The following is a 23,268-nucleotide window of genomic DNA, read 5'->3' as shown; positions in this document are numbered from 1 at the left end:
GAAATCCCGCCTTGAAGAGGCAAATATATGATTCGCATAAGACGCCAGAGGACCTGTTTGATGACAGGTTCAAGATATAGTCAGTGCCATGACGAAAGCATGGAAGAGCACGTCCCACCGTCTCCACTACATAGTGGAAAGAAAAGATCAGCAGAGATGCTGGTTTTTTTTATATCTGGAAAAAAGCTATCCTTCCTCTTTTAACAAGGAAGGATAGCTTTTTGTCTTAATCGGTCTTTATGCTAATGATTCATGTTATTCATATTCATATTGTTCATCTGCGGCATTCCCTGCGCAGGGGCGAAGGCATTAAGCAGTTGATTCATATCCTGTTGGGCCAGCTGTGGAACCTGATAATAGTGATGTTTATTTTGATAAATCGAGATTTCATAGGCCATTTCAATGCAATTCGGAACCGAGTCTGCTAGTACCCGACGAACGACCGGGTTGGTCACTTCTAAAGCGGCCATTGTCTTCATCGATGCCCCTGATTTTACACAGCCAAGCATCATGCTGGAAACGCATGCATCCGTAAGCTCTGAAACGGATTGCGCAGGCTTTTTCGGCTGGGATGGTTTTAACCCATAAACAAAATCATTTCCTTGATTCATTTTATAGCTCTGTGTTGGTTTAGAAGGATTCTGTCCAGATTTGAAACATTCGACCGTAATGTTATATTCATCCTGCATAAATTGATATTGGCGATCCAGAATATCGAGTAATTCTGGGTCTTTTACATGTGGACGTAATAACATGTATTGATCCAATGCCCCAATTGCTCCTGATAACACTTCATGGACATCAAACACTTCATGACCGCCGTGATTTAATTGTTGAGGAACATTTCCTGTATGCATATTTTGGTGCATAATCCCCTGTTGATTTTGCATCATTTTGAATTCCCTCCTAAAGGTAGTGGCATAACCATATTTATTATGTTTCAAGAAAGATGAGTTATGCTCGTAAATACTGTCAATAAACAGTGAGTGAATTGTTACAATTCATAAATTAATTCCGAATAGTTAGGTATTAAAAGCTCTTGTTCGCGTCAATAATGACAGTAGTTAAGGAACTAGGGGTGCTTACGATGAAAGAGGAATTAAAGATTTTTTATCATATTTTTACAACTACCAAAGATGCGATTGAAAAATTTATGAATATGCTGGACCCGGTTATTCAGAATGCCACCGATGACCACGAACGGCTTTATTATCATCATATTTTTGAAGAAGAGGAGCAGAGGCTTTCTCGTTTAGTTGAGCTCATTCCACTTATTAGTAAGTTTGAAAATGAAAAAGATGAGAAGGATTTTGCGCCGACCAATAATGAGTTTAATCGGCTTCTTCAAGAGCTAAATCTTGAAAAGTTCGGATTACATAATTTTGTGGAGCACCTGGATTTAGCGCTATTTCGCTTTACTGACGAAGAACGAAGCAACTTGCTGAACCAATTACGGGAAGTATCCTATCAGGACTATCAGCAAGTCAAAGCGATGTTGATCGACATCAATAAAAGGTTTGATAATGACTACGTCGACCCGCATGCCCATCATGATCACGACCATGATCACTTAGACCGGTCAGGTAACACACATACAGCAGCCCCAGTTGTGTCTCCAGCTAAATATAAAAAGGGGTTTACGGTGGGGAGCTTAATTTAGGTATTTTTTACATAAGAATTTATACGAATATTGGTGTTTGGCGAAATAAATGGTGAATTTGGCGAAATCCCTTTTAAGTTTGGCGAAATCATTTCCAGACTTCGCGAAATCCAAGCTGAAATCGGCGGAATAACAATCCAACTTGGCGAAATCATCAGACACCACTTACCAATCCCTATTCGAAAAAATAACCACTTGAACAAGAGAGGAAAAACAATGAGCAAATTGCACTTATATCCAGATTCACCGTTAAATGAAGTAGAATTCAGCCAATTAGATCAAACTGTCATTGAGTCAGCACGCAGACAGTTAGTCGGCCGGCGCTTTATTGAACTATATGGTCCGCTTGGACGAGGCATACAGAGTATCCCAAATGATATCTTTTTTGAAAATATGGAAGCAAAAATGGATTTTCAAGGCTCCTTTGAGACGATTGTCGAATCCAGCAAACGAGTAAATCACACGATTCCTTTACTTTATAAGGATTTCGTCCTCTATTGGCGTGATATCGAACAGACGAAGACACTCGATATTCCGATTGATTTTTCATCAGCTGCCAACGCTGCTCGAGACGTAGCTAACCTGGAGGATCAGATGATTTTTCATGGGGCAAGAGAGTTTGATATCCCGGGATTAATGAATGTCCAAGGCAGGCTGACGCACTTAATTGGGGAATGGTATGAATCCGGAGCAGCTTTTCATGATATAGTCGATGCTAGAAATAAACTGCTCGAAATGAATCATCATGGTCCGTTTGCGCTTGTCCTATCACCGGAACTCTACTCCCTAATCCATCGAGTCCATAAAGACACCAATGTGTTAGAAATTGAACATATCCGAGAGTTAGTGACTGATGGGGTGTTCCAATCGCCCGTTTTGAAAGGGAGAACAGGTGTCATCCTTAACACTGGACGAAACAACTTAGACCTTGCCGTTTCCGAAGATTTTGATACAGCCTACTTGGGCGTGGAAGGGATGAACCACCCGTTCCGTGTATATGAAACAGCGGTATTAAGGATTAAGCGGCCTGGGGCTATTTGCACACTAGAAGCAATCGAGGATTAATCCAGTGAACCATCGAGTTTTTACAGTAGGCTCGCTCATTCCTGGAAAAATTGTGCCTGTTATGAAACCTCCTACTCGGACTCATGTTGAAAAAAGAGAAACTACGAGACAATCCGGTGAAAGCAAAACGAATCTAGAAAAAATAATCGTGGTTCAAGGGTCGAATAAATTTGAAATCGCCCCGGAAAAGGGAAAATTACTTGATGCTGCTCTAAAACAGGGCAAGGCCATCAAATATAAATGCCAAAAAGGAACCTGCGGACAATGTACGGTGCAAGTTCTTCAAGGTCCAGGCTTGTCCAAACCGAATGAACAAGAGCATAAAAAACTTGGCCCTGAAGTAAGCAACGGCTATCGATTAGCCTGCCAAGCGGTCATCCTATAGACAAAAAAACGAGGTCCACTGTTGAAGTGAGACCTCGTTTTTATTAAGCATATAATTGCACTAATTTATCTTCAACTGGGAATGGAAGCGAGATATTGTGGTTTTTTAATTCTTTCACACTAATATCACGCACAAGTTTCAACGCTTCTTTTTTGAAAGAGGTAGTAACAAAACCGTTATTCACTTCACATAGCTTCTGTAAATACTTCAATGTATCATGGAGCAAATACTGTTTAATATAAGTATTATTCAGCTGGCAAATTAATTTGTGCTGCAAGCCTTTGATTACAGCAATCTGATCAACATGTGTAATCACATTCGCGCCATCTTGGTCAATAAAACCAACAGATACATAATGACCTTTTGAGAGATCAACATTCGTAAACACGGGGTTTAGATAGGTTTCACCCGATGATAACCGAATCGAATCAGCTTCAGCCGCACCGCCAATTTTCCGTTGATTAGAAATAACCGTGTGAATATCCTTCAACCCATATAGCATGTTAAACATGTTGAATCCCCCTCCAATATAATCTCTGTACCTTTATATTAAAGATAATGAGAATCATTGTCAATGGGTGTCAGGCACCAAAATGTGGAAGGTGTTTGAAACAAAATAACTGAACTCTAGTTTACAAATATAAGAATATTATCTTGTAAATGAAATTGTAATATTTTCATAGTTTGGTAACACTTTGGTCAAAACATCGTCTATAATGGAGGTAGTAAATATAAAAAACATCGAAGAGGGATTGATCAATGGGGAATCTGAGAAGCAATTGGTCGAAGGGAACGATAATTGCCGTCGTTGTTGTTACTTTTTTATTTGCGGGGATCTTCGTTAGTAATTATTTTCAAGCAAAAGCAGCGAGCAAAGAATCTAATAATCTTCAAAAAAATAAGGATACTAATCTGCCTGTGAAAAAAAGTGTAAGCCCAGAAACAATTGTACGAAATACGAAGGACTTAAAGTCGGAAAAAGAGCGAATGCAAAAACAACAAGAAGAAGCATTACATCAGAGGAACGAGCAAGAACGTGAGATTAGTAAGGTGCCCAATAATCGTACTCCTGATACGGAGGCACAACCCACCACAAAAGATAAAACTTCTTCTCAACCACCGTCAAAGAAATCTAATGCAGCTCCAGATAAAGCAAACATTACACAACTAAGAAATAGTGGAAAGAAAATAGTTTATTTAACCTTTGATGATGGTCCTGCACCCTTTTCCGGACAAATCATCAAACAACTCGAGAAGTATCAATTTAAAGCTACATTCTTTATGATTGATGGGAATATTAAGAGATATCCTGAATCAGTCAAATTAATGGTTGAATCAGGCGAAACGATTGGACTACATAGTGTCTCTCACAGTCAAAAGGAATTTTATAAATCTAAAGAAACCGTGCTGAGTGAACTAAACCAAAACCGTCACACCTTAAAGAAGGTATCAGGTGTCAATTCTTATATCATGAGAACTCCTTATGGCAGTGCCCCAAAGATGACAGACGAGTATAAACAGGCTGTGAAGGAAAAGGGGTATATAATGTGGGATTGGAATATTGATAGTAAGGATTGGTATTATAAGGATAAACGCTATGTAAATAGTGTTATTGATCAAATTGAACAGATGAAACATCATAATGGACCACTTGTCATCCTTTTACATGAGCGAAAGGAAACACTAGCCCATTTGCCAAAGCTTCTAGACTATTTAAAGGAACATGGGTATGAGGGAAAACCCATTGAAAAATCAACTGAGCCAGTCCAATTTTAAAACAGACAATATATCTGTAGATTTGGTATAATCAATTTATTGTAATAAAATTCTTATGTAAATATAGCGAATATAATGGGGATCGATAATAGCCTATGATCAATAAATTACTTCAGAGTACAGGGTTCAAGAGAATATCTATTTTTGTCTTAATTGCCATCTTAATTTATGCCATGAAGTCAATGATCAACTTAATCTTGCTTACGTTCATTTTTACCTTTTTGATGGATCGGTTAGTGTATTTCATAGAAGGAAAAATACCGATTAACCGAAAGTTGATTGTTGTTATTTCGTATGCAAGTATTGTTGGTTTGCTTTCTTATGGTTTGGTCATGTACCTGCCTATGATTGCAGGTGAAATCACCGCATTAATCAAGCAGTTGACTGCTTTTTATACAGCAAAGCACGATAACTTGGTCCTGAATTATATTGTCAGTCGAATGGAAGAAATTAAAATCTCAAGTTACTTAGAGCAAGGAGTTACCTTTGTATTTAAGTACTTTACGGATATTAGTAAAATTGGTTTACAAATTTTATTAGCTCTGTTAATGAGTTTGTTCTTCTTATTAGAAAAACCGCGTTTGATTGAATTTACGAAGAAATTTAGAACTAGTAAAGTTGCATCTATTTACACTGAAGTGGAATTTTTTGCTCGAAAGTTTGTGGGTACATTTGGTAAAGTAATTGAAGCCCAACTAATCATAGCTGTTGTGAACTGTATTTTAACCACCATCTCCTTATGGATATTGGATTTCCCACAGCTTGGCGGATTATCCATCATGATTTTTGTTTTGGGTCTGATCCCCGTTGCAGGTGTCATTATTTCATTGATTCCACTTACAATCATTGCCTATAGTATCGGCGGTATGGCCACTGTTCTTTACGTGGGCATTGCAATAATGATTATTCATGGCATCGAAGCCTATATTTTAAATCCAAATTTAATGAGTTCAAAAACAAATCTACCGGTTTTCTATACATTCCTTGTATTGATCTTCTCCGAGCACTTTTTTGGTGTGTGGGGCTTGATCGTTGGGATTCCCGTCTTTGTTTTCCTATTGGATGTGTTAGAAGTAACTGAGAGTAAGAAGGTTAAATAAAAAAGCCCATGGTATGGGCTTTTTTTGTTTATACTAGAGGTATGAAGGATAAGGGGGAAATCACATGAGCGAATGTAAACTTAACCATAGCCAGGAAGATGTAAAAAGTAAGTATGAATCACAAGCGTCCTTTCTTCCGGAAGAGATGAAGCCATTATTTAATCAATTCTTTGAAAAAGAACATACACAGGACCTCTTAAATGAGGTATTTCATTTGCTTAAAAAGTACGATTTAGCTACCAAAGAAGAACAAGAAACCAGAAACAACCGCTTATTTTTGGTACTGAGGAATCTGTAATTATTGAGGGCCCTATTGAAAAATAGGGCCCTGATTATTCCTTGTTGTAAAAAGTTAGTTATAATGAAATAGGTTATTTTTGAAAATATTAAGAAAATCAAACTTTATTTAGGAAAAGAGGATATAATGAGCGAACTTCTACAATTACTAAAACGCGGCAATAAATCCGCCTTATTGGCAGCAATCATTAATACGATTATTTCCATTATTAAAGGGATCGCCTTTATGTTTACAGGCAATGTGGCGATGTTTGCAGAAACGATGCACAGCCTTGGTGATGCTGCAAACCAGTTTTTCGTGTTTGTCGGCTCTGCCTTAAGTAAAAAGGCACCGACCGAAAAATATCCTAATGGCTTTGGCCGTTTAGTCAACCTTGTTCTTTTGGGTGCCGTATTAATCGTCGGAATTATGGCATTTGAAACCATTAAAGAAGGGTACCACCATGTCGTCCATCCGACAGAGTCTAGCGGTTTTGTCATTAACCTGGTCGTGTTAGCTGTTGCAACCCTTCTAGAGACCTTTGTTTTATTTAAAGCAATGAAAGAGATTTTACATGATATTGAGGTTGAGGCAACTGGACTTCAAGTGTTTACAAAAAGCTTGGCCAATTTAGGAAAAGCTAAACCTGCAACAAAACTGGTTTTTATGGAAGACCTAGTTGCAACCATGGGTGGTTTATTAGCGATTATAGCGGTCGTCATTTCGCATTATTCACCATTCCATCAAATTGAAGGGCTTGCCTCTATGCTGATAGGAGTAATGATGTTCTTTGTAGTTGGCAGGGTCTTTTTGGATAATGCAGCAGGGGTCCTTGGTCAAGCAGATGAAGAAATGGAAAACAAAATTGGCACACTTGTGATGGAGGATCCTGATGTTAAAGATATTCAAGGAATCACCGTCATTAAAGAGGGTGAGGACCTGCATGTAGAATTAGAAATCGAAGTCGATCCAAAATTAACAGTGGCTGCAGCAGATGATATCAAAGATCGATTAGAAGAAAAAATCATGGCAGAAAAAGGCGTCGTTGATGTGACGATTGAGATTGACGAGGAAGATGAAGTGATGACTTGGAAGGAACGAAGTGGATCGACCGCCAATTAGAGAATGCCCCCACCGTAGAAAAAAACATAATTGGACTTTCTTCGGTCTTAACAGAACGAATAAAGCCGTTTTTAAGTGGAATTCTATTCTGTAAGGATAATTAGGGGGGAACTAAGGGTGGAACACAATATACGGTTAACAAGTGCGGAAATCGGGGGATTATGGGCTACGTATATTCAGGAGAATATGTCAGTTTGTTTAATTATCTATTTTCTTCATCACAATCAAGATGAGGAGATTAAAAAAATTCTTCAACAGGCATATGAAATATCTGAGGGCCATATTCAGAAGATCACGACCATTTTAAATAAGGAAGGCATTCCAATTCCTGATGGATTTTCTGAAAAGGATCTTAATTTATCTGCCCCGCCATTATTTTATGATATGTTTGGCCTCAGTTTTATTTATATGATGAGCCGCATGAGTATGATTAACACCGGTTTTATTACGGCAAATGTAGCTAGAAAAGATGTGAGGGATTTCTTTGTTACGATGGTCCAGCAAACTTCCTTGTTATACCAGGAATCCACAAATCTTATGCTTTCGAAAGGAACCTATGACCGTCCGCCGATGATCCCCTATCCGAAAGATGTGAAATACATTGAAAAACTGTCTTATTTAAGTGGATTTGGGAAGAAAAGACCGTTAAACGTGGCTGAAATTACAGAAATTCATTTTAATACCGAACGGAATTATTTTTCAATCCTCCTATGTACGGGATTACTTCAGGTGGTATCAGACAAGGAGATCCATCATTATATTGAGGAAGGTAAGAAAATATCTGAAAAGCAAATCAAAACCTTTAACGATATCCTTTTGAAAGAGGAGCTGCTTGGGAATGTTTCAACAAGTATGGAAGTGACAGATTCTACAGTTTCTCCTTTTTCAGATAAGCTTGTGGTCACACTTTTCCATTCATTGAACGCTATAGATATTACCCTTATTGGGCATGCATTGTCATTGTCAATGAGATCAGATTTGGCTTCCTATTATCAAAAGTACATTCTGGAAATTATGGTTTATTCGGCTAAAGGTTTTGATCTTATGGTTGATCGAGGTTGGGCCCAACTGCCGCCGCATGCACCAAGTCGAAGGGATCTCCAGAAATTATAAGAAGGTTCGCGAATTTCGCGAACCTTTTTTGTATTGTCTAGCTATTGCGCCCAGTGGCTCGGGTCATAAGCCCCGTATCAAGACGCTTCCGCTTTTCTTATTCCCATGGTTTATGTACTGTTAGTACGCTTGCGAGGTCTTTGCTGCTTGTTCTGTGTTCTTTCCGCTTGGCTGCTCTTTCTTTTCCTGTTTCAAACAGCTTTTTTTCTTCTTCCGTTTCGGGGATGATACCTGGCACCTTTGTTGGCTTGCCGTTGTCATCTAATGCGACAAAAGTTAAAAATGCGGTGGCTGCAATTTTTCTCTCGCCTGACATGAGATTCTCCGCGATTACTTTAACGAAAATCTCCATCGATGAGGTTCCTGTAGAAGAAACGTACGTTTCAATGCATACAGAATCCTTTGGTGTAATCGGACTAAGAAAGTCGACCGAATCAATTGAAGCCGTGACACACTCCGCTCTTGAATGTCTGACCGCAGAAATGGAGGCGATCATATCGATATCGCTGATTAACTTCCCGCCAAACAAAGTATTATGGTTATTTACATCATTAGGAAAAATCCTGCTCGTTCTTACCACCCGAGTCTCATTACATGTTTTTGCTTCCATCCTAATCCCTCCTGAAATGTCCTTGTTAATTTACCCATTTTACTATTTTCTCACCGTTTTAGTGAAATCTAAACATTTGTGGTACATTAGTTAATATATAGATTGTTTGTCAGGAGGTACAGTAATGAGTTTACAAGCACAGATTATGAAGGATTTAAATGTGAGACCGAAGATACAACCACAAGAGGAAATTAGAAAACGGATCGATTTTTTAAAAAATTACCTGTTAAAGACGAAGGCCAAGGGCTATGTACTGGGAATAAGCGGGGGGCAGGATTCATCACTGGCTGGGCGACTCGCCCAACTAGCGGTGGAGGAGCTTCGGAATGAAGGGACAGAAGCTTTGTTTATCGCTGTCCGTCTGCCATATGGCGTCCAGCAGGATGAGGAAGATGCTAAAAGGTCGTTAGCTTTTATTCGCGCCGACCGGGAGACAGTCTTTAACATTAAATCAGCAGTAGATGAAGTCCAAAAAGAATATGATGCCAGCTATCAAGGGGCACCGTTAAGTGATTATCAAAAGGGAAATGTCAAGGCGAGGATGAGAATGATTGCTCAATATGCAGTCGGCGGCATGGAAGGTCTGCTGGTGATTGGCACAGACCATGCAGCGGAAGCAGTAACAGGTTTCTATACGAAGTACGGTGATGGCGGGGCAGATATTCTTCCGCTGAGCGGATTATCAAAGCGGCAGGGGAAAGTCCTATTAAAAGAACTAGGTGCCGACGAACGCTTATATTTAAAAACACCTACGGCGGACCTTCTGGATCAAAAGCCTGGTCAGGCCGACGAAACAGAATTAGGGATTACTTACGATGAACTTGATGACTATTTGGAAGGGAAGTCCGTTTCAAAAGAGGTTGCTGATAAAATAGAAAAACGCTACCTAATGACAGAACATAAACGCCAACTGCCAACAACGATGTTCGATGAGTGGTGGAAATAATCTACAGACAGGAGACTGCTACATGAGCAGTCTCTTTTATATTCGAAAAATTTATTGGATGTCTGACTAATTCACCACTCTAATACTTTATTAGAATAAAATTTCCATTGACACAATCCTGTCCGGGTTCTATATTTATAAAGCAAATTAATATTTATTCAACAAAACACTAAAAGATCATTATTTTAAAATAAATCACACGGATTAAAGAGAGGGATTACACCATGGGGAACGCTAATAAATTAGGATTTTGGGTATTAACCGCTCTTGTTGTCGGAAACATGGTCGGGTCAGGGATATTTATGCTGCCAAGCTCGCTTTCTGAAGCAGCTAGTCCTGCTGGTGTCATCTCAGCATGGCTTGTAACAGGACTTGGTGTATTAATGACCGCTCTTGTATTTGGTAACCTTGCGATCAGAAAACCAAATATAACTGGCGGTCCACAAATTTATGCGAAGGAACTGTTTAAAGCAGGATCACATGCTTCCACTTTATCAGGTTTTATGTCATCTTGGGGATACTGGATAGGTAATCTAGCTGGGAATGTTGCCATGATTACCACCTTTGCGGGTTATTTATCAACCTTTTTCCCTATTTTAACAAGCCAAGCAGACTGGTTTACGATTGGCGGATTTACACTTAAGGTCGGTAATGGATTAACTTTTCTTGTCTGTTCCCTGCTGCTATGGGGAACTCACTTCATCATCCTGCGAGGAATGGAAAGTGCGGGAAAGTTGAATTTTATAGCAACTGCAGCGAAGGTTGCCGGATTCTTTATTTTCATTCTTGTCGGCTTATTTGCCTTTCAAAAAAGCAATATCCTTCCATTTATGGCCGTTAGAATGGATGAGGCCGGCCATACGATTGGCATGATGAGCCAAATAAAGAATGCTGCTGTTAATACCTTGTGGGCATTTATTGGTGTGGAATCTGCCGTTGTGTTTGCATCTCGTGCGAAAAAACAAATGGATGTGAAACGTGCGACAATCCTGGGCTTATTTATCGCTCTTGGAATTTACATCGGTATCAGCACTTTAGTGATGGGAATGTTAGATCAAAACACGCTTATCCATTCAGATAAGCCGCTCATTGATGCCATTTCATCCGTTTTAGGACCAATTGCCGGGAAAGTTTTAGCCGGGATTGGGTTAATTAGCTTGTTTGGTTCAACGATTGGCTGGTTAATGCTAAGTGCGGAAGTCCCTTATCAAGCGGCAAAGCAGGGATTATTCATTCCGGCATTTAAAAAAGAAAACAAAAAAGGTCTGCCATTATTTTCTATGATTGTTTCGAATGGTTTAGGTCAACTGTTTATCTTTTCAACGGTTTCAAAATCCATTTCTGACGCCTTTGGATTTGTCATTGTTATTGCAACGTTAGCATACTTGGTACCTTACTTTATCTCCTCCGTCTATCAATTGAAATTAGTTGTAACCGGGGAGACCTATAATGGCGATCGTTCGAGAATTACAGACGGTCTGATTGCCCTACTTTCCACTATTTATTCTGTATGGGTGATTATCGCTGGAACGGCAGATATTAAAACCTTCACTTACGGAATGATTTTACTAGCGAGCGGTATCCTCTTTTATGGTCCACTGTTGAGAAGAAAAAAGGAAGTAATGGTCGAACGCAAAAAAGCTTTATCAGCATAATATTTTATTTAACCTATCAGAACGCCTCTGATAGGTTTTATTTTGTAAATTAGGGGTAAAATAATGATAATTTCGATAAGAACAATCAAAATTAGGGGGCTACATCAGTGAAAAAACTTACCATCATCTTTGCATTATTATTAGTTTTTATGTTTGTCCTGTCAGCTTGCGGCAAGGATAATGCCGATAAAGATAAAAACAAAGCTGACAACAAGACTGCTGAAAAGGCAGATAAAGATTTATTGAAAAAGGTAAAAGATGAGGGAACATTATTAATAGGTACAGAAGGTACATATCCACCATTCACTTTCCATGACACTAGCGGCAATCTAACTGGATTTGACGTGGACCTTGCGAAAGAGGTAGCTAAACGTATTGGGGTAAAACCTGAATTTAAAGAAACACAGTGGGATGCGATGTTTGCAGGATTAGATGCCAAGCGTTTTGATATGATTGCTAACGAAGTTGGGATTCGCCCAGACCGTCAAGAGAAGTATGATTTCTCTGATCCATATATCACATCCGCAGGTGTCCTGATTGTCCATAAAGATAACAATAAAGTCAAAGCCTTTGAAGATATTAAAGGTCTAAATGCAGCTCAATCATTGACAAGTAATTACGCAGATATGGCAAAGAAATATGGGGCTAAACTAGTTGGAGTGGATGGTTTTCAGCAAGCAGTGGAGCTCCTTGCTCAAAAACGTGTCGATGTGACGATTAATGATAAGCTTTCATTTTTAGATTACAAAAAACAGAAGCCTGATGCGCCAATTAAGGTTGTGGCAACTGCTAATGATGCTTCTTCCAGCGGGTTCATGTTTAGAAAGAATAGCGACACACTCGTAGATGAAGTAAACAAGGCGCTAAAAGAAATAATTGACGATGGCACCTACAAAAAAATCTCTGAGAAATGGTTTGGTGAAGATGTACTTAAATAGTATTTTTGCTGACCCAGAAAGAATGGACAGGTTAATTGAGATTGCAAAGACTTCCCTCCAGCCGCTGCTGGAGGGTGCTGTTATGAATACCATTCCATTAACCATCATTTCATTTATAATTGGGATTATTTTGGCTGTGCTCACCGCGCTTGCCCGAATTTCTCACGGAAAACTATTTCAAGGAATTGCCAGGGTATATGTTTCAGCCATTCGCGGAACACCATTACTTGTTCAGTTATTCATAATTTTCTATGGACTTCCTAATATAGGAGTTACCTTGGATCCATTTATATCCGCAATCATTGGTTTTTCCCTAAGTGTTGGGGCCTATGCTTCAGAAATTATTCGGGCTGCAATTATCTCCATTCCTAAGGGACAATGGGAAGCAGCTTATTCAATTGGAATGACCTACAACCAGGCATTGAAAAGAATCATCCTGCCGCAGGCAACAAGAGTATCTATACCGCCATTATCGAATTCTTTTATTAGTCTTGTAAAAGACACTTCACTTGCATCAGTTGTCCTTGTAACAGAGATGTTTCGCCGGGCTCAAGAAATTGCTTCAACTACTTATGAATTTTTATTGGTATATGTAGAAGCAGCGCTAATTTATTGGGTTATTTGTTTTTTCCTTTCGATCTTGCAAGGATCCTTGGAAAAGAGAATGGACCGGTATACGTCTTAATGAGGGAGTTATACGATGATTTCAATTAAAGGATTATATAAGCAATTTGGTCAATTAGAGGTCTTAAAAGGGATCGACCTTCTCGTTGAAAAGGGAAAAGTGGTTGTTGTCATCGGTCCATCCGGTTCAGGTAAAACCACGATGCTCCGCTGTTTAAATGTACTCGAAACTCCGAATCAAGGAGTCATTTCCATTGAGGGACAGAGCTTGGACTTTTCGAAAAATGTCCCGAAAAAACAAATCTCCTCGTTCCGTCGCTTAACCGGAATGGTTTTTCAAAGCTATAATCTGTTCCCGCACAAGACTGCACTTCAAAATGTTATGGAAGGGCCGATTATTGTCAAAGGGGAGAGGAAAGAGGAGGCACGGAAAAAAGCCCAGGCACTCCTTGAAAAAGTTGGACTAGGTGATAAGCAGGATTATTTTCCCGCTCAGCTTTCCGGCGGTCAGCAGCAACGTGTGGGTATTGCCCGGGCACTTGCCATGGAACCGGAAGTGATGCTCTTTGATGAGCCTACTTCTGCACTTGATCCCGAACTTGTCGGTGAGGTGTTAAAAGTTATGAAGGACCTGGCTAGGGAAGGCATGACAATGATTGTGGTCACCCATGAAATGCGCTTTGCCCGTGAAGCGGCAGATGAGGTTATTTTCATGGATCAAGGTGTGATTGTCGAGAGGAACAAGCCAGAAGAAATCTTCACCAATCCAAAAGAAGAACGAACGAAGAAGTTCTTGAATATGATTCAATAAGGTGTTGTAGCTAAATGCTATGGCACTTTTTTATTTTGTAAGACAATGATCCTATCAGCTTGTCAGGATTTTCAACTAGAGCTATCGAAATATTTAATAAAATAGGTAAATTATAGAAAATAATGAAACTTTTTCATTACTCAACCGTATAAAAGGTAGATACATAGGAAGGGATGGATGCATATGGATGAGGAGTGGTGTTTCGTATAATTAGAATGATAAATAAATAAGAAGGATGGATGCGCATGGAACCATTCAGCATTCCTTTAGAAACGATTTATTTATATGGATTAATAATCTCGGGAATAGTCACAGTTTTATATGTTTTGTTTGCCGATGTTTTTCATTTTCATGGGACTGGCGATGGACTCAATTTTCTAAATCCTGTCTTAGTCTTTGCTTTTGTGACTATTCTGTCAGCAAGCGGTTATCTGTTTGAAAGGCTCTCATCTATTCACTATTTACTTATTTTAGGCATTTCTGCCGTGATTGCGTTCATTGTTGTGACGTTATTAAATGTCTTTGTGCTCATTCCTCTCTCGTCTGCTGAGGAATCACTTGTCTATAAAGAATCAGACTTGCGGGGCCGAGTTGGGACGGTGATCACGACCATTCCTTTTGATGGTTTTGGGGAAGTGATGATTGACAGTACAAGCGGCAGAATTGCTAAGCCAGCAGCGAGTTTTGATGGTGATCTCATCGAGAGTGGGACAAAAGTGCTGATTGTGCAGGTAGAAAAGGGCGTCCTGCAAGTGACGGTTCATCATCAACTAGAAAGTTTTTTATAGGGGGTTTTAAGAGATGGAATTTAATTTTATTTGGATCATCATTGGAATTGTTGTGGTTATTATTTTAGCCTTAATCGGCGTTTTCATCACAAAATACAGAACGGCAGGACCGGATGAGGCCTTGATCGTGACAGGAAGCTTCCTTGGCAATGGAAATGTCCATGTTGACGAGTCTGGGAATAAAGTCAAAATCATCCGCGGCGGCGGTACGTTTATTTTGCCAGTTTTCCAACAGGCAAAGCCGCTTAGCTTACTATCTAGTAAACTAGAAGTAACGACCCCAGAGGTGTATACCGAGCAAGGTGTACCGGTTATGGCTGATGGGGTGGCGATTATTAAAATCGGCGGATCGATAAGTGAAATTGCGACAGCCGCGGAACAGTTCCTCGGAAAACCAAAGGAAGACCGTGAGAATGAAGCAAGGGAAGTTCTTGAAGGACATCTGCGGTCAATTCTTGGCTCGATGACCGTAGAAGAAATCTATAAAAACCGTGATAAATTCTCCCAAGAGGTCCAAAGGGTTGCCTCACAGGATCTCGCCAAAATGGGCTTGGTCATTGTATCATTTACGATTAAAGACGTCCGTGATAAAAATGGATACCTGGATTCACTAGGTAAACCGCGGATTGCCCAAGTCAAAAGAGATGCAGATATCGCCACAGCCGAAGCAGAAAAAGAAACCCGTATTAAAAAAGCGGAGGCAGCCAAAGAAGCCAAACGAAATGAATTAGAGCGAGCCACGGAAATTGCTGAGGCGGAAAAAGTCAATCAGTTAAAAGTGGCTGAGTTTAGACGTGAACAAGATATTGCCAGAGCACGTGCTGACCAAGCATACGACCTGGAAACAGCCAGGTCCAAACAAGATGTAATGGAACAAGAAATGCAAATTAAAATTATTGAAAGACAAAAACAAATTGAATTAGAGGAAAAAGAAATTCAACGCCGCGAACGGCAATATGATTCGGAAGTGAAGAAAAAGGCAGACGCTGACCGATACTCCGTCGAACAATCGGCCGCTGCAAATAAGGCCAAGGAAATAGCCGCGGCTGAGGCCAATAAGTATCGGATCGAAGCAATGGCAAAAGCAGAAGCCGAGCGGATTCGTTTGGATGGTTTAGCCAAAGCGGAAGCGGAAAAAGCACAAGGGGCAACCGAAGCAGAAATTATTCGTCTCAAAGGTTTAGCTGAAGCAGAGGCGAAAGAAAAAATCGCCGAGGCTTTCGAACAATTCGGTCAAGCGGCAATTCTAGACATGATCATCAAAATGCTTCCAGAATATGCCAAACAAGTTGCTAGTCCACTATCTAATATTGATAAAATTACAGTCGTCGATACGGGGGGATCGGGTGAAAATGGCGGAGCCAATAAAATTACCGGCTATGCAACGAACCTAATGGCAAGTCTGCAAGAATCACTTAAAGCCTCGAGCGGAATCGACGTAAAAGAATTGATTGAAAACTATTCTGGAAAAGGAAATGTTAGGAAGAGCATTGAAGAATTAACTGATGAATTTAAGAAAAAAGCTGAATAATTATCCACCCAAAAAACCTTATCAACTGATGATAAGGTTTTTTTTTGATAAGTTTTTCATTTTTTAGATGAGTTAAATATATTTCCTGTTTTCGATAGGTCTATCTACTTAAATTTCGGTTGCCGAAACTTTCGCTTTCTGTGGAAACTTTTAAACAATATGAAAAATAAGGAATAAAGGCTTATTTAATAACTCTTTTACTGGGTTTAAGTTCGTATGAAAAATTCTCTTTTTACATTTATTAGGTACAATATAGTGCTTAATATATGTATTTTTCGTTAAATTTAGACTATTTACAATTTTCGAGTAAATTTGATAAACTGGCAAAGCATCACTCTTCAAGAGAACGATGTAATTATATCTATATAAAATAGGGGGTTTAAGATTTGAAGAAGAAAACCACTTTAAAGGTCTTATCCAGCCTCGCTGCTAGTACAATGGTAGCTACTACCATGTTCGCAGGCGCATTTGCTGGAAGCACGGTCGCACCAAAACCGACATCGGCAGCAACAACAGTTGCTTCAGCTCCAATCGATTTGAATATTGTTGATATCGATCGACTAGGTGCTTCGTTACAAAAAAGAGGACTTATTTCGAAGAATGCATCTAAAGCAGAAATTACAAAAGCAGCAAAAGCCTACATAAAGAAAAAGCAGGGCGAAAAGCCAGGCAAAACTGATAAAGCCCTAACCAAAGAACAAAAAGCTTTTGACCAAAAAGCAAAGGACTTTGTCACAAAGCAAAAGGACAAGCTTACTAAGCAACTTGCAAAAGGTCACGAAAACTTTAAAAAGGGTAAACCAACCGGAGCTGTAAAAGTAGATTCTGCTAAACAGGCTGGTTATAACGGCGATGTCCGTACAGATGAAGTACTAGTACTACTAGTAGAGTATGCTGACTTTGAGCACAACAATATCGAGCAAGAACCAGGATATATGTATGCAGATGATTTCAGCAAAGAGCATTACGAAAAGATGTTGTTTGGTGACGAGGATTTCACCCTTTTTAATGGTGATAAAGTTAAGACCTTCAAGCAATATTATGAAGAGCAGTCCGGCGGAAGCTATACAGTTAACGGAACTGTTTCTGATTGGTTGACAGTTCCAGGGAATGCTTCCGATTACGGTTCAGATAGCAGTAGTGGACATGATAATGCTTCTGGAAAGCCAGGTCCCCGTGGTCTGGTAAAGGATGCCTTAAAAGCAGCTGTTGCTAAGGGAATCAATTTAGCTGATTATGATAAATTTGATCTTTACGATTTTGATGGAGACGGCAATCAAAACGAGCCGGACGGCTTGGTCGACCACTTAATGGTACTCCATGCTGGAGTTGGACAAGAAGCTGGTGGCGGAGCATTAGGCGATGACGCAATCTGGTCACACCGCTGGACGTTAAGTGGGATTACACCAATAGCTGGTACTCAAAATAATGCAGACCATGGCCTTTGGACACAAATGGCTGCATATGACTACACTATTGAGCCAGAAGATGGAGCAGTCGGCGTATTTGCTCACGAATTTGGTCATGACCTAGGTGCTCCAGATGAGTATGACACTCAATATACTGGTCATGGCGATACGGTTTCTCAATGGTCAATCATGAGCGGCGGAAGCTGGAATGGTAATATTGCTGGAACAGAGGCGCCAAGCTTCTCACCACAAGTCAAAGAATTCTATCAGAAAACAATCGGTGGTAACTGGGCAAATATTACTGAAGTAAACTATGAAGATATCGATAAAAATGGTCTTGCTGCGGTTATCGACCAGAGCGTTACAAAATCTAAGAACCCTGGAATCGTTAAGGTAAACTTACCTAAGAAAAAGGTTCCTGGTATTGCACCTGCATTTGGAGCAAAATACTACTATAGTACAAAAGGTGATGACCTTAATACAGTATTAGAGACTCCAGTCTTTGACTTAACTAGTGCTGCTAATGCAAAATTTGATTACAAACAACTTTATAAAGTTGAAACTGACTATGATTACCTATATGTAAATGCTGTTACTGAGGACGGCAATAGTGTAATACTAGATACTATTGGGGATCAAGACACAGCAGGCGGTTACGAGACTTCTCAGGGCAAGTGGGAAGATAAATCCCTAGACTTAAGCCAGTTTGCTGGCAAGAAAGTAAAACTAGTATTTAATTATGTAACCGACGGCGGTCTTGCACCAGACGGTTTCGCACTTGATAATCTTAAATTAACGGTAGATGGCATTGTGACATTCTCTGATGATGCAGAAGGAGAAGCAAAAGTAACATTAAACGGTTTCGAAGTATCTGACGGCTGGATTAACAAGCCTCACTACTACTACCTAGAGTGGAGAAACTATGTTGGTTCTGATAAGTCACTTCTATTCTCTCGCGGCGTAAAATATAATACTGGTTTAGTAGTTTGGTATGGTGATGATACATTTACTGATAACTGGACTGGTGTTCACCCTGGTGAAGGATTCCTAAATGTAGTGGATTCACATCCTGAGGCGATCATCGGTACTTTAGCTGGTAAACCATCTATTAATCAAAGTGTTAGATATCAGGTTGCAGATGCGGCGTTTTCATTAGACAAGTCACCTGCATGGTATATCGATTCTCCAACTCGTGGAATCTATGATTACAAAGGTCTTCCAGGTGTAACGGAATTTGATTCAACTAAGTCTTATATCAACACAGTTATTCCTGATGCTGGTGTTAAAGTCCCAGCTCAGTACCCAATTAAGTTCCAAGTAATCGGTGAGGCAAAAGACAACTCTGCTGGTGCGGTTTGGATCCATAAATAAACAATAAGAAAGACACCGGGCACCTGGTGTCTTTCGTCTGTTATAAACAAATTTCAAATGCAGTCCCGATATTCGGGTTACTCGTTACCTTTATCGTGCCTCCATGTGCCTCAACTAGTTGTTTAACAATCGCCAGTCCCAGTCCTGTTCCGCCAAGAGCACGTGTCCTAGATTTATCTACGCGATAGAAGCGATCAAAAATTCTCGGTAATTCCTCTTCAGGGATTCCCCTTCCTTCATCTTGAATCTTAATATAAACTTTTCCGCTGATGTTGCTAACTTCAACCCGAATAGTGGTATTCGGTTCAGAATATTTTCGAGCATTATCTACCAGATTGAAAATGACTTGCTCAAATCGAATGGGGTCAAGGAACAGATAAAGTTCTTCAGAGCATTCTAAAACAAGGTCCATATGATTTTCTTTGAGTGCAGGGGTAACTTTTTCGATAATCGTTTGAAAATAAGGCAGTAAATGAACTTTTTCTTTTTCAATTGAAAATGAATTTTCATCCATTTTTGCGAGATGGAATAACTCCTTCACTAATTTCGATAGCTTGCCAGTTTCCTCCACAATAATGCCTAAATACTTCTCTCTGTCCTTACTGTTCGTTTCTGGCCGGCGGGCAATGTCTGCATATCCCTTAATATAGGTCAGCGGTGTGCGGAGTTCGTGTGAGATGCTGGCGAGAAATTCATTTCGATCATTTTTTAGAATTTCTAAATCGCTTGCTAACACCTTAATCGATTCCCCAAGTTCACCGATTTCGTCCTTTCCACTCTTCGGTAGAGACACGGAAAAATCACCCTTGCTGATTCGTTTGGTAGCTTCACTCATTTGAATCAGCGGGTGGGTGACATACCTTGTTAAAGTGAAAATGATAATAATCATGAACATTAGGGAAAGTAGACCGGCAATCAGGAAATGCTGGTTTAATCCGGAAATCAACTCTTTAATTTTTTGGGTATTTTGAAACATATAGACATATCCGGTAATTGTATTGTCAACCATTACAGGACTAACTGAGGCGATATAGGCCGCATGTTTCCAATCATCTTCTAAAATTAAGCCCGCGTGCGGAACTTGTTTTTGCTTAGTACTCATAATCTTTTTCATAGCATCTGTCACTCGATTGGAAGACATATAAATGGATCCATCCGGTTTGGTTAAAATCACCTGTGTATCCGTCCGCGCCTCCATCATGGCAATGTGCCGAATCGTTTCATCATGAAAAGAGGCCTCAAGGATTTCACGGTGATTATTTCCGCGTGTCTGGAGTGAAGTTAATGCCTCATGCACCCGGGAATGAATGATATTATTATGCAAAAAAACCATTGAAATGCCTTCTAATATAAAAATCGCTAGAAAAAAAAGAACGCCAATCTTGATTGATATTTTATTCATAAATTCGAACACCTCACACTCCTAGCATACTATAACGACCGCATTAGAAGAGCTTCATATTGTAGCAAATTTTTTAAATAAAGGCTGTGTTAAAGATTAATGTGATTTTGCACTCTGTTGATTGGAGTGGAAGGCACGAAGACTCCTGCGGGAGTACGGGGCAGGGGAGACCCCGCAGGAGCAAAGCGACGAGGAGGCTCCCCGGCACGCCCGCGGAAAGCGAAGTGACTGGAACGGAAATCAACAGACAAGTGTAACACAGCCTAAATAAAAAAAGGGGCGTCCCACTATTGGGACGCCCGAAATATATGAAAAAGAGAGGTTAAATTTGGGATGAGTAAGATGGCTAAAACCATGTACTTCATCAAAGAGGCAATCACTACAAACTTGGGAGTCCTTCTAGTGATCGCCTCTTCCTAATTACACCCCCATCTTACCCGGAAAAATTGAAGATGTTATGAAGAACTTGTGGTGAATTTGTGAAGTTACAAACATCACAGACGCTAAATGATATATTTAATATGTGGGGAGTGATAGAAGTGAAAATATTATTAGTAGACGATGAACGTAGAATCATAGAAGTTCTTGAAGCTTATTTAGTAAGAGAAGGCTATGAAATTCATAGCGCCGATAATGGAATAGATGCGTTGAAAAAAGTAAAAACAGTAACCCCCGACTTAATTATACTAGATTTAATGCTTCCAGACATTTCTGGTGAAGAAGTCTGCCGTCTCGTGCGAAAAGAATCGGATGTACCTATTCTCATGTTGACGGCCAAGTCAGCTGAAGATGACCGGATTAACGGAATTGTGATGGGGGCAGATGATTATTTAACCAAACCGTTTAGCCCGCGCGAAGTCGTCGTCCGCGTGCAAGCGATTTTAAGACGTGTAAAAAAGACAGAGAAAGTGGAACGACTTGAATTCAATCGCAAAAGGCTGGTCATCGACTTAATGAAAAAAGAAGTGTCCGCAAACGGAGACTTGATTACTTTAACACCAATTGAATACAAGCTATTAACCAATATGGCGGTAAATCCAGGCCGGGTGTACAGCCGGATGGATTTGCTTGAAAAAATACAGGATGAAGGCATGTATTATGAAGGCTATGAACGCAGTGTCGATACCCATATCAAAAACCTCCGGAAGAAAATCGAACGGGATTCACGACAGCCAGATTTTATCGTAACGGTTTTCGGTATGGGCTATAAATTTGGAGGGGTATTAGATGCTGCAAACGCTCCGGTCTAAGATACTTTTTTATCTACTGCTCATCTCGATGATTGCGATCATCATTGTGAGTTTTTTTATCCAATATGGATTTGAAGAGAGTTTTAACAACTACTTGGATCGAAATCGGGAAAAAAAGATTGATCGAATTATTACCGAAGTTGAAAAGGATTATAAAAAAAATGGCCACTTTACAAGTGATCCGGTATTTGGCCTCTTGCACGAGCATGCTATGACTGAGCAGCTGTATTTCCAACTTTATGACCGGTTAGGTCAATTACAAATGGATTCTTCCAACATCCGAGGCATGCTTAACAGCTTCGGGTTAACCGAACCTGCTCCAAATGGAGAAGAGTGGCATTCCAAGACCTATACACTGAGGGTAGATAATCAGGTCATTGGAAAACTTGTCGCCATCTATCCGAAGGGTTTAATTGATGATGAAAATACGTTTATCCAAACGATTCAATTATACATTTATGCAGCCGTTTGTTTGACGATTGTACTAGCGATTATTTTTAGTATGCTGTTTTCAAAAAAGCTCACCTCAGGGTTACAAAAGCTATCGTTTGCGGCAAATGAACTGCAGAATCATAATCTTGAGATTCGGATTCCATTATCGGGATTGCCAACCGAGGTAAAGGATATTGCGATTTCCTTTAATAATCTGGCGGTGTCATTAGCAAAGGAAGAAAACCTAAGAAAGCATTTTACCGGTGATTTGGCTCATGAACTCCGGACACCTCTTGCGACCTTGAGAAGTCAAATCGAGGCCTTTCAGGATGGGATTTGGGAGCCGACGCCGCAGCGGTTGCAGACCACACATGAAGAGTTGATGCGCTTAGTTAGGCTGGTGAATGAATTAGAAAAACTGCTTGCAGCCGAAAATCCGCAGATTAGACTGGAGAAAATTCAACTAGATGCAGGCAGTGTACTGGCCGCTTTATATGAGATGTTCTTGCCCTTGTTTAAAGAAAAGGACGTTCATCTTCAGATTATCGAACCTGCCGAGGATGAATTATTTGAAGCAGACAAAGATCGCTTAATGCAAATCTTATCTAACATCCTAAATAATGCCCTAAAGTATACACCGGCAGGAAAAAATGTCACCCTTTCAGTAAAAATGGAAATGGATGGCTTCGTCGGATTCAACATCCAGGATGAAGGCTCAGGAATGGCAGAGGATGATATTCCGCATATCTTCGAACGTTTCTATCGCGGGGATAAATCGCGTGATCGGAAAACCGGGGGAGTAGGAATCGGGCTCTCAATCGTCAAAGCTTTAATGGATGCGCATAAAGGAGTCATTAAAGTAAAAAGCAGGCGGAATAAGGGAACGAGCATTACTTTGTGGTTTCCAAAGGAAGATTAGCTCAAAATTATTGGGCCGCCGCCGTGTGCAGGGGCATTTTTGTGGAATTCTCAATTTTTGTAGAAACACCTAAGAATGAAGTTT

The 23,268-nt window shown here is 40.0% G+C and carries 22 protein-coding genes; 18 read left to right on the top strand and 4 right to left on the bottom strand.

Going from position 1 to position 23,268, the window contains the following annotated elements; all coding sequences use genetic code 11:
* Window positions 1-242: 242 nt before the first annotated feature.
* A complete protein-coding gene (locus tag M3610_RS07990) occupies window positions 243-890 on the bottom strand; it encodes a spore coat protein (protein WP_251458369.1) in 648 nt (215 codons plus the stop codon).
* 197 nt (window positions 891-1,087) lie between these two features.
* Here M3610_RS07990 and M3610_RS07985 point away from each other — a divergent pair, with 197 nt between their 5' ends.
* The 3 genes from M3610_RS07985 (at window position 1,088) to M3610_RS07975 (ending at window position 3,110) form a co-directional block, all read left to right on the top strand.
* Window positions 1,088-1,660, top strand: a complete 573-nt coding sequence (locus M3610_RS07985) for an IMEF encapsulin system ferritin-like cargo protein (protein ID WP_251458056.1) — start codon at window positions 1,088-1,090, stop codon at window positions 1,658-1,660.
* 216 nt (window positions 1,661-1,876) lie between these two features.
* On the top strand, window positions 1,877-2,725 hold the full coding sequence (locus M3610_RS07980; protein WP_098572340.1) for a family 1 encapsulin nanocompartment shell protein: 849 nt from the start codon (window positions 1,877-1,879) through the stop codon (window positions 2,723-2,725).
* A 4-nt stretch (window positions 2,726-2,729) separates the two neighbouring features.
* Window positions 2,730-3,110: a 2Fe-2S iron-sulfur cluster-binding protein gene (locus M3610_RS07975; protein WP_251458053.1), complete on the top strand. Its 381-nt coding sequence runs from the start codon at window positions 2,730-2,732 to the stop codon at window positions 3,108-3,110.
* A 43-nt stretch (window positions 3,111-3,153) separates the two neighbouring features.
* Here the strand turns inward: M3610_RS07975 and M3610_RS07970 are convergent, their stop codons facing one another.
* Window positions 3,154-3,621, bottom strand: coding sequence for a hypothetical protein (locus tag M3610_RS07970; RefSeq protein ID WP_026567818.1), 468 nt, complete (start codon window positions 3,619-3,621; stop codon window positions 3,154-3,156).
* A gap of 248 nt (window positions 3,622-3,869) precedes the next feature.
* Here M3610_RS07970 and M3610_RS07965 point away from each other — a divergent pair, with 248 nt between their 5' ends.
* The 5 genes from M3610_RS07965 to M3610_RS07945 all read left to right on the top strand — a co-directional run bounded on the left by M3610_RS07965 (window position 3,870) and on the right by M3610_RS07945 (window position 8,498).
* The gene (locus M3610_RS07965) at window positions 3,870-4,886 is read left to right on the top strand and encodes a polysaccharide deacetylase family protein (RefSeq protein ID WP_251458050.1); all 1,017 of its coding nucleotides are present in this window, start codon (window positions 3,870-3,872) and stop codon (window positions 4,884-4,886) included.
* Between the two features lie 95 nt (window positions 4,887-4,981).
* Window positions 4,982-5,986 carry an AI-2E family transporter gene (locus M3610_RS07960; RefSeq protein ID WP_098572342.1) on the top strand — a complete coding sequence of 335 codons (1,005 nt, stop codon included), beginning with the start codon at window positions 4,982-4,984 and terminating at the stop codon, window positions 5,984-5,986.
* A gap of 64 nt (window positions 5,987-6,050) precedes the next feature.
* Entirely contained in the window at window positions 6,051-6,284 is a 234-nt protein-coding gene (locus M3610_RS07955; protein WP_251458047.1) for a group-specific protein, read from the top strand.
* Between the two features lie 126 nt (window positions 6,285-6,410).
* Window positions 6,411-7,385 carry a cation diffusion facilitator family transporter gene (locus M3610_RS07950; protein ID WP_251458044.1) on the top strand — a complete coding sequence of 325 codons (975 nt, stop codon included), beginning with the start codon at window positions 6,411-6,413 and terminating at the stop codon, window positions 7,383-7,385.
* A 117-nt stretch (window positions 7,386-7,502) separates the two neighbouring features.
* Window positions 7,503-8,498, top strand: a complete 996-nt coding sequence (locus M3610_RS07945) for a DUF3231 family protein (protein ID WP_251458041.1) — start codon at window positions 7,503-7,505, stop codon at window positions 8,496-8,498.
* A gap of 97 nt (window positions 8,499-8,595) precedes the next feature.
* Here M3610_RS07945 and M3610_RS07940 read toward each other — a convergent pair whose 3' ends face one another.
* Entirely contained in the window at window positions 8,596-9,108 is a 513-nt protein-coding gene (locus tag M3610_RS07940) for an acyl-CoA thioesterase (RefSeq protein ID WP_098572345.1), read from the bottom strand.
* A gap of 124 nt (window positions 9,109-9,232) precedes the next feature.
* On the opposite strand from M3610_RS07940, the gene nadE reads away from it, so the two are divergent.
* From nadE to M3610_RS07900, 8 genes are all read left to right on the top strand, one after another.
* Window positions 9,233-10,054 (top strand): ammonia-dependent NAD(+) synthetase, encoded by an 822-nt coding sequence (gene nadE / locus M3610_RS07935; RefSeq protein ID WP_251458038.1) that lies wholly within the window; start codon window positions 9,233-9,235, stop codon window positions 10,052-10,054.
* Between the two features lie 224 nt (window positions 10,055-10,278).
* A complete protein-coding gene (locus tag M3610_RS07930; protein ID WP_251458035.1) occupies window positions 10,279-11,709 on the top strand; it encodes an amino acid permease in 1,431 nt (476 codons plus the stop codon).
* A 107-nt stretch (window positions 11,710-11,816) separates the two neighbouring features.
* On the top strand, window positions 11,817-12,647 hold the full coding sequence (locus M3610_RS07925) for an amino acid ABC transporter substrate-binding protein (protein WP_311315818.1): 831 nt from the start codon (window positions 11,817-11,819) through the stop codon (window positions 12,645-12,647).
* Complete coding sequence (locus M3610_RS07920; protein ID WP_251458363.1) at window positions 12,634-13,332, top strand: amino acid ABC transporter permease; 699 nt, start codon at window positions 12,634-12,636, stop codon at window positions 13,330-13,332. The genes M3610_RS07925 and M3610_RS07920 overlap by 14 nt, the downstream gene beginning before the upstream one ends.
* A gap of 15 nt (window positions 13,333-13,347) precedes the next feature.
* Window positions 13,348-14,082 (top strand): amino acid ABC transporter ATP-binding protein, encoded by a 735-nt coding sequence (locus M3610_RS07915; RefSeq protein WP_098572349.1) that lies wholly within the window; start codon window positions 13,348-13,350, stop codon window positions 14,080-14,082.
* A gap of 245 nt (window positions 14,083-14,327) precedes the next feature.
* Complete coding sequence (locus M3610_RS07910) at window positions 14,328-14,870, top strand: NfeD family protein (RefSeq protein ID WP_251458033.1); 543 nt, start codon at window positions 14,328-14,330, stop codon at window positions 14,868-14,870.
* Between the two features lie 13 nt (window positions 14,871-14,883).
* Window positions 14,884-16,401: a flotillin lipid rafts scaffold protein FloT gene (locus M3610_RS07905; protein ID WP_026567831.1), complete on the top strand. Its 1,518-nt coding sequence runs from the start codon at window positions 14,884-14,886 to the stop codon at window positions 16,399-16,401.
* A gap of 437 nt (window positions 16,402-16,838) precedes the next feature.
* The gene (locus M3610_RS07900; protein ID WP_285851018.1) at window positions 16,839-19,181 is read left to right on the top strand and encodes an immune inhibitor A domain-containing protein; all 2,343 of its coding nucleotides are present in this window, start codon (window positions 16,839-16,841) and stop codon (window positions 19,179-19,181) included.
* 40 nt (window positions 19,182-19,221) lie between these two features.
* On the opposite strand, the gene M3610_RS07895 is transcribed toward M3610_RS07900, so the two are convergent.
* Window positions 19,222-20,583 carry a sensor histidine kinase gene (locus tag M3610_RS07895; protein ID WP_251458028.1) on the bottom strand — a complete coding sequence of 454 codons (1,362 nt, stop codon included), beginning with the start codon at window positions 20,581-20,583 and terminating at the stop codon, window positions 19,222-19,224.
* 521 nt (window positions 20,584-21,104) lie between these two features.
* Here M3610_RS07895 and M3610_RS07890 point away from each other — a divergent pair.
* Window positions 21,105-21,833, top strand: a complete 729-nt coding sequence (locus tag M3610_RS07890; protein WP_098572408.1) for a response regulator transcription factor — start codon at window positions 21,105-21,107, stop codon at window positions 21,831-21,833.
* A complete protein-coding gene (locus M3610_RS07885; protein WP_251458025.1) occupies window positions 21,811-23,184 on the top strand; it encodes a sensor histidine kinase in 1,374 nt (457 codons plus the stop codon). The genes M3610_RS07890 and M3610_RS07885 overlap by 23 nt, the downstream gene beginning before the upstream one ends.
* Window positions 23,185-23,268: the final 84 nt, after the last annotated feature.

The sequence above is a fragment of the Neobacillus sp. MER 74 genome, assembly GCF_023714155.1.
This window is presented reverse-complemented; position numbering and strand designations above follow the sequence as displayed.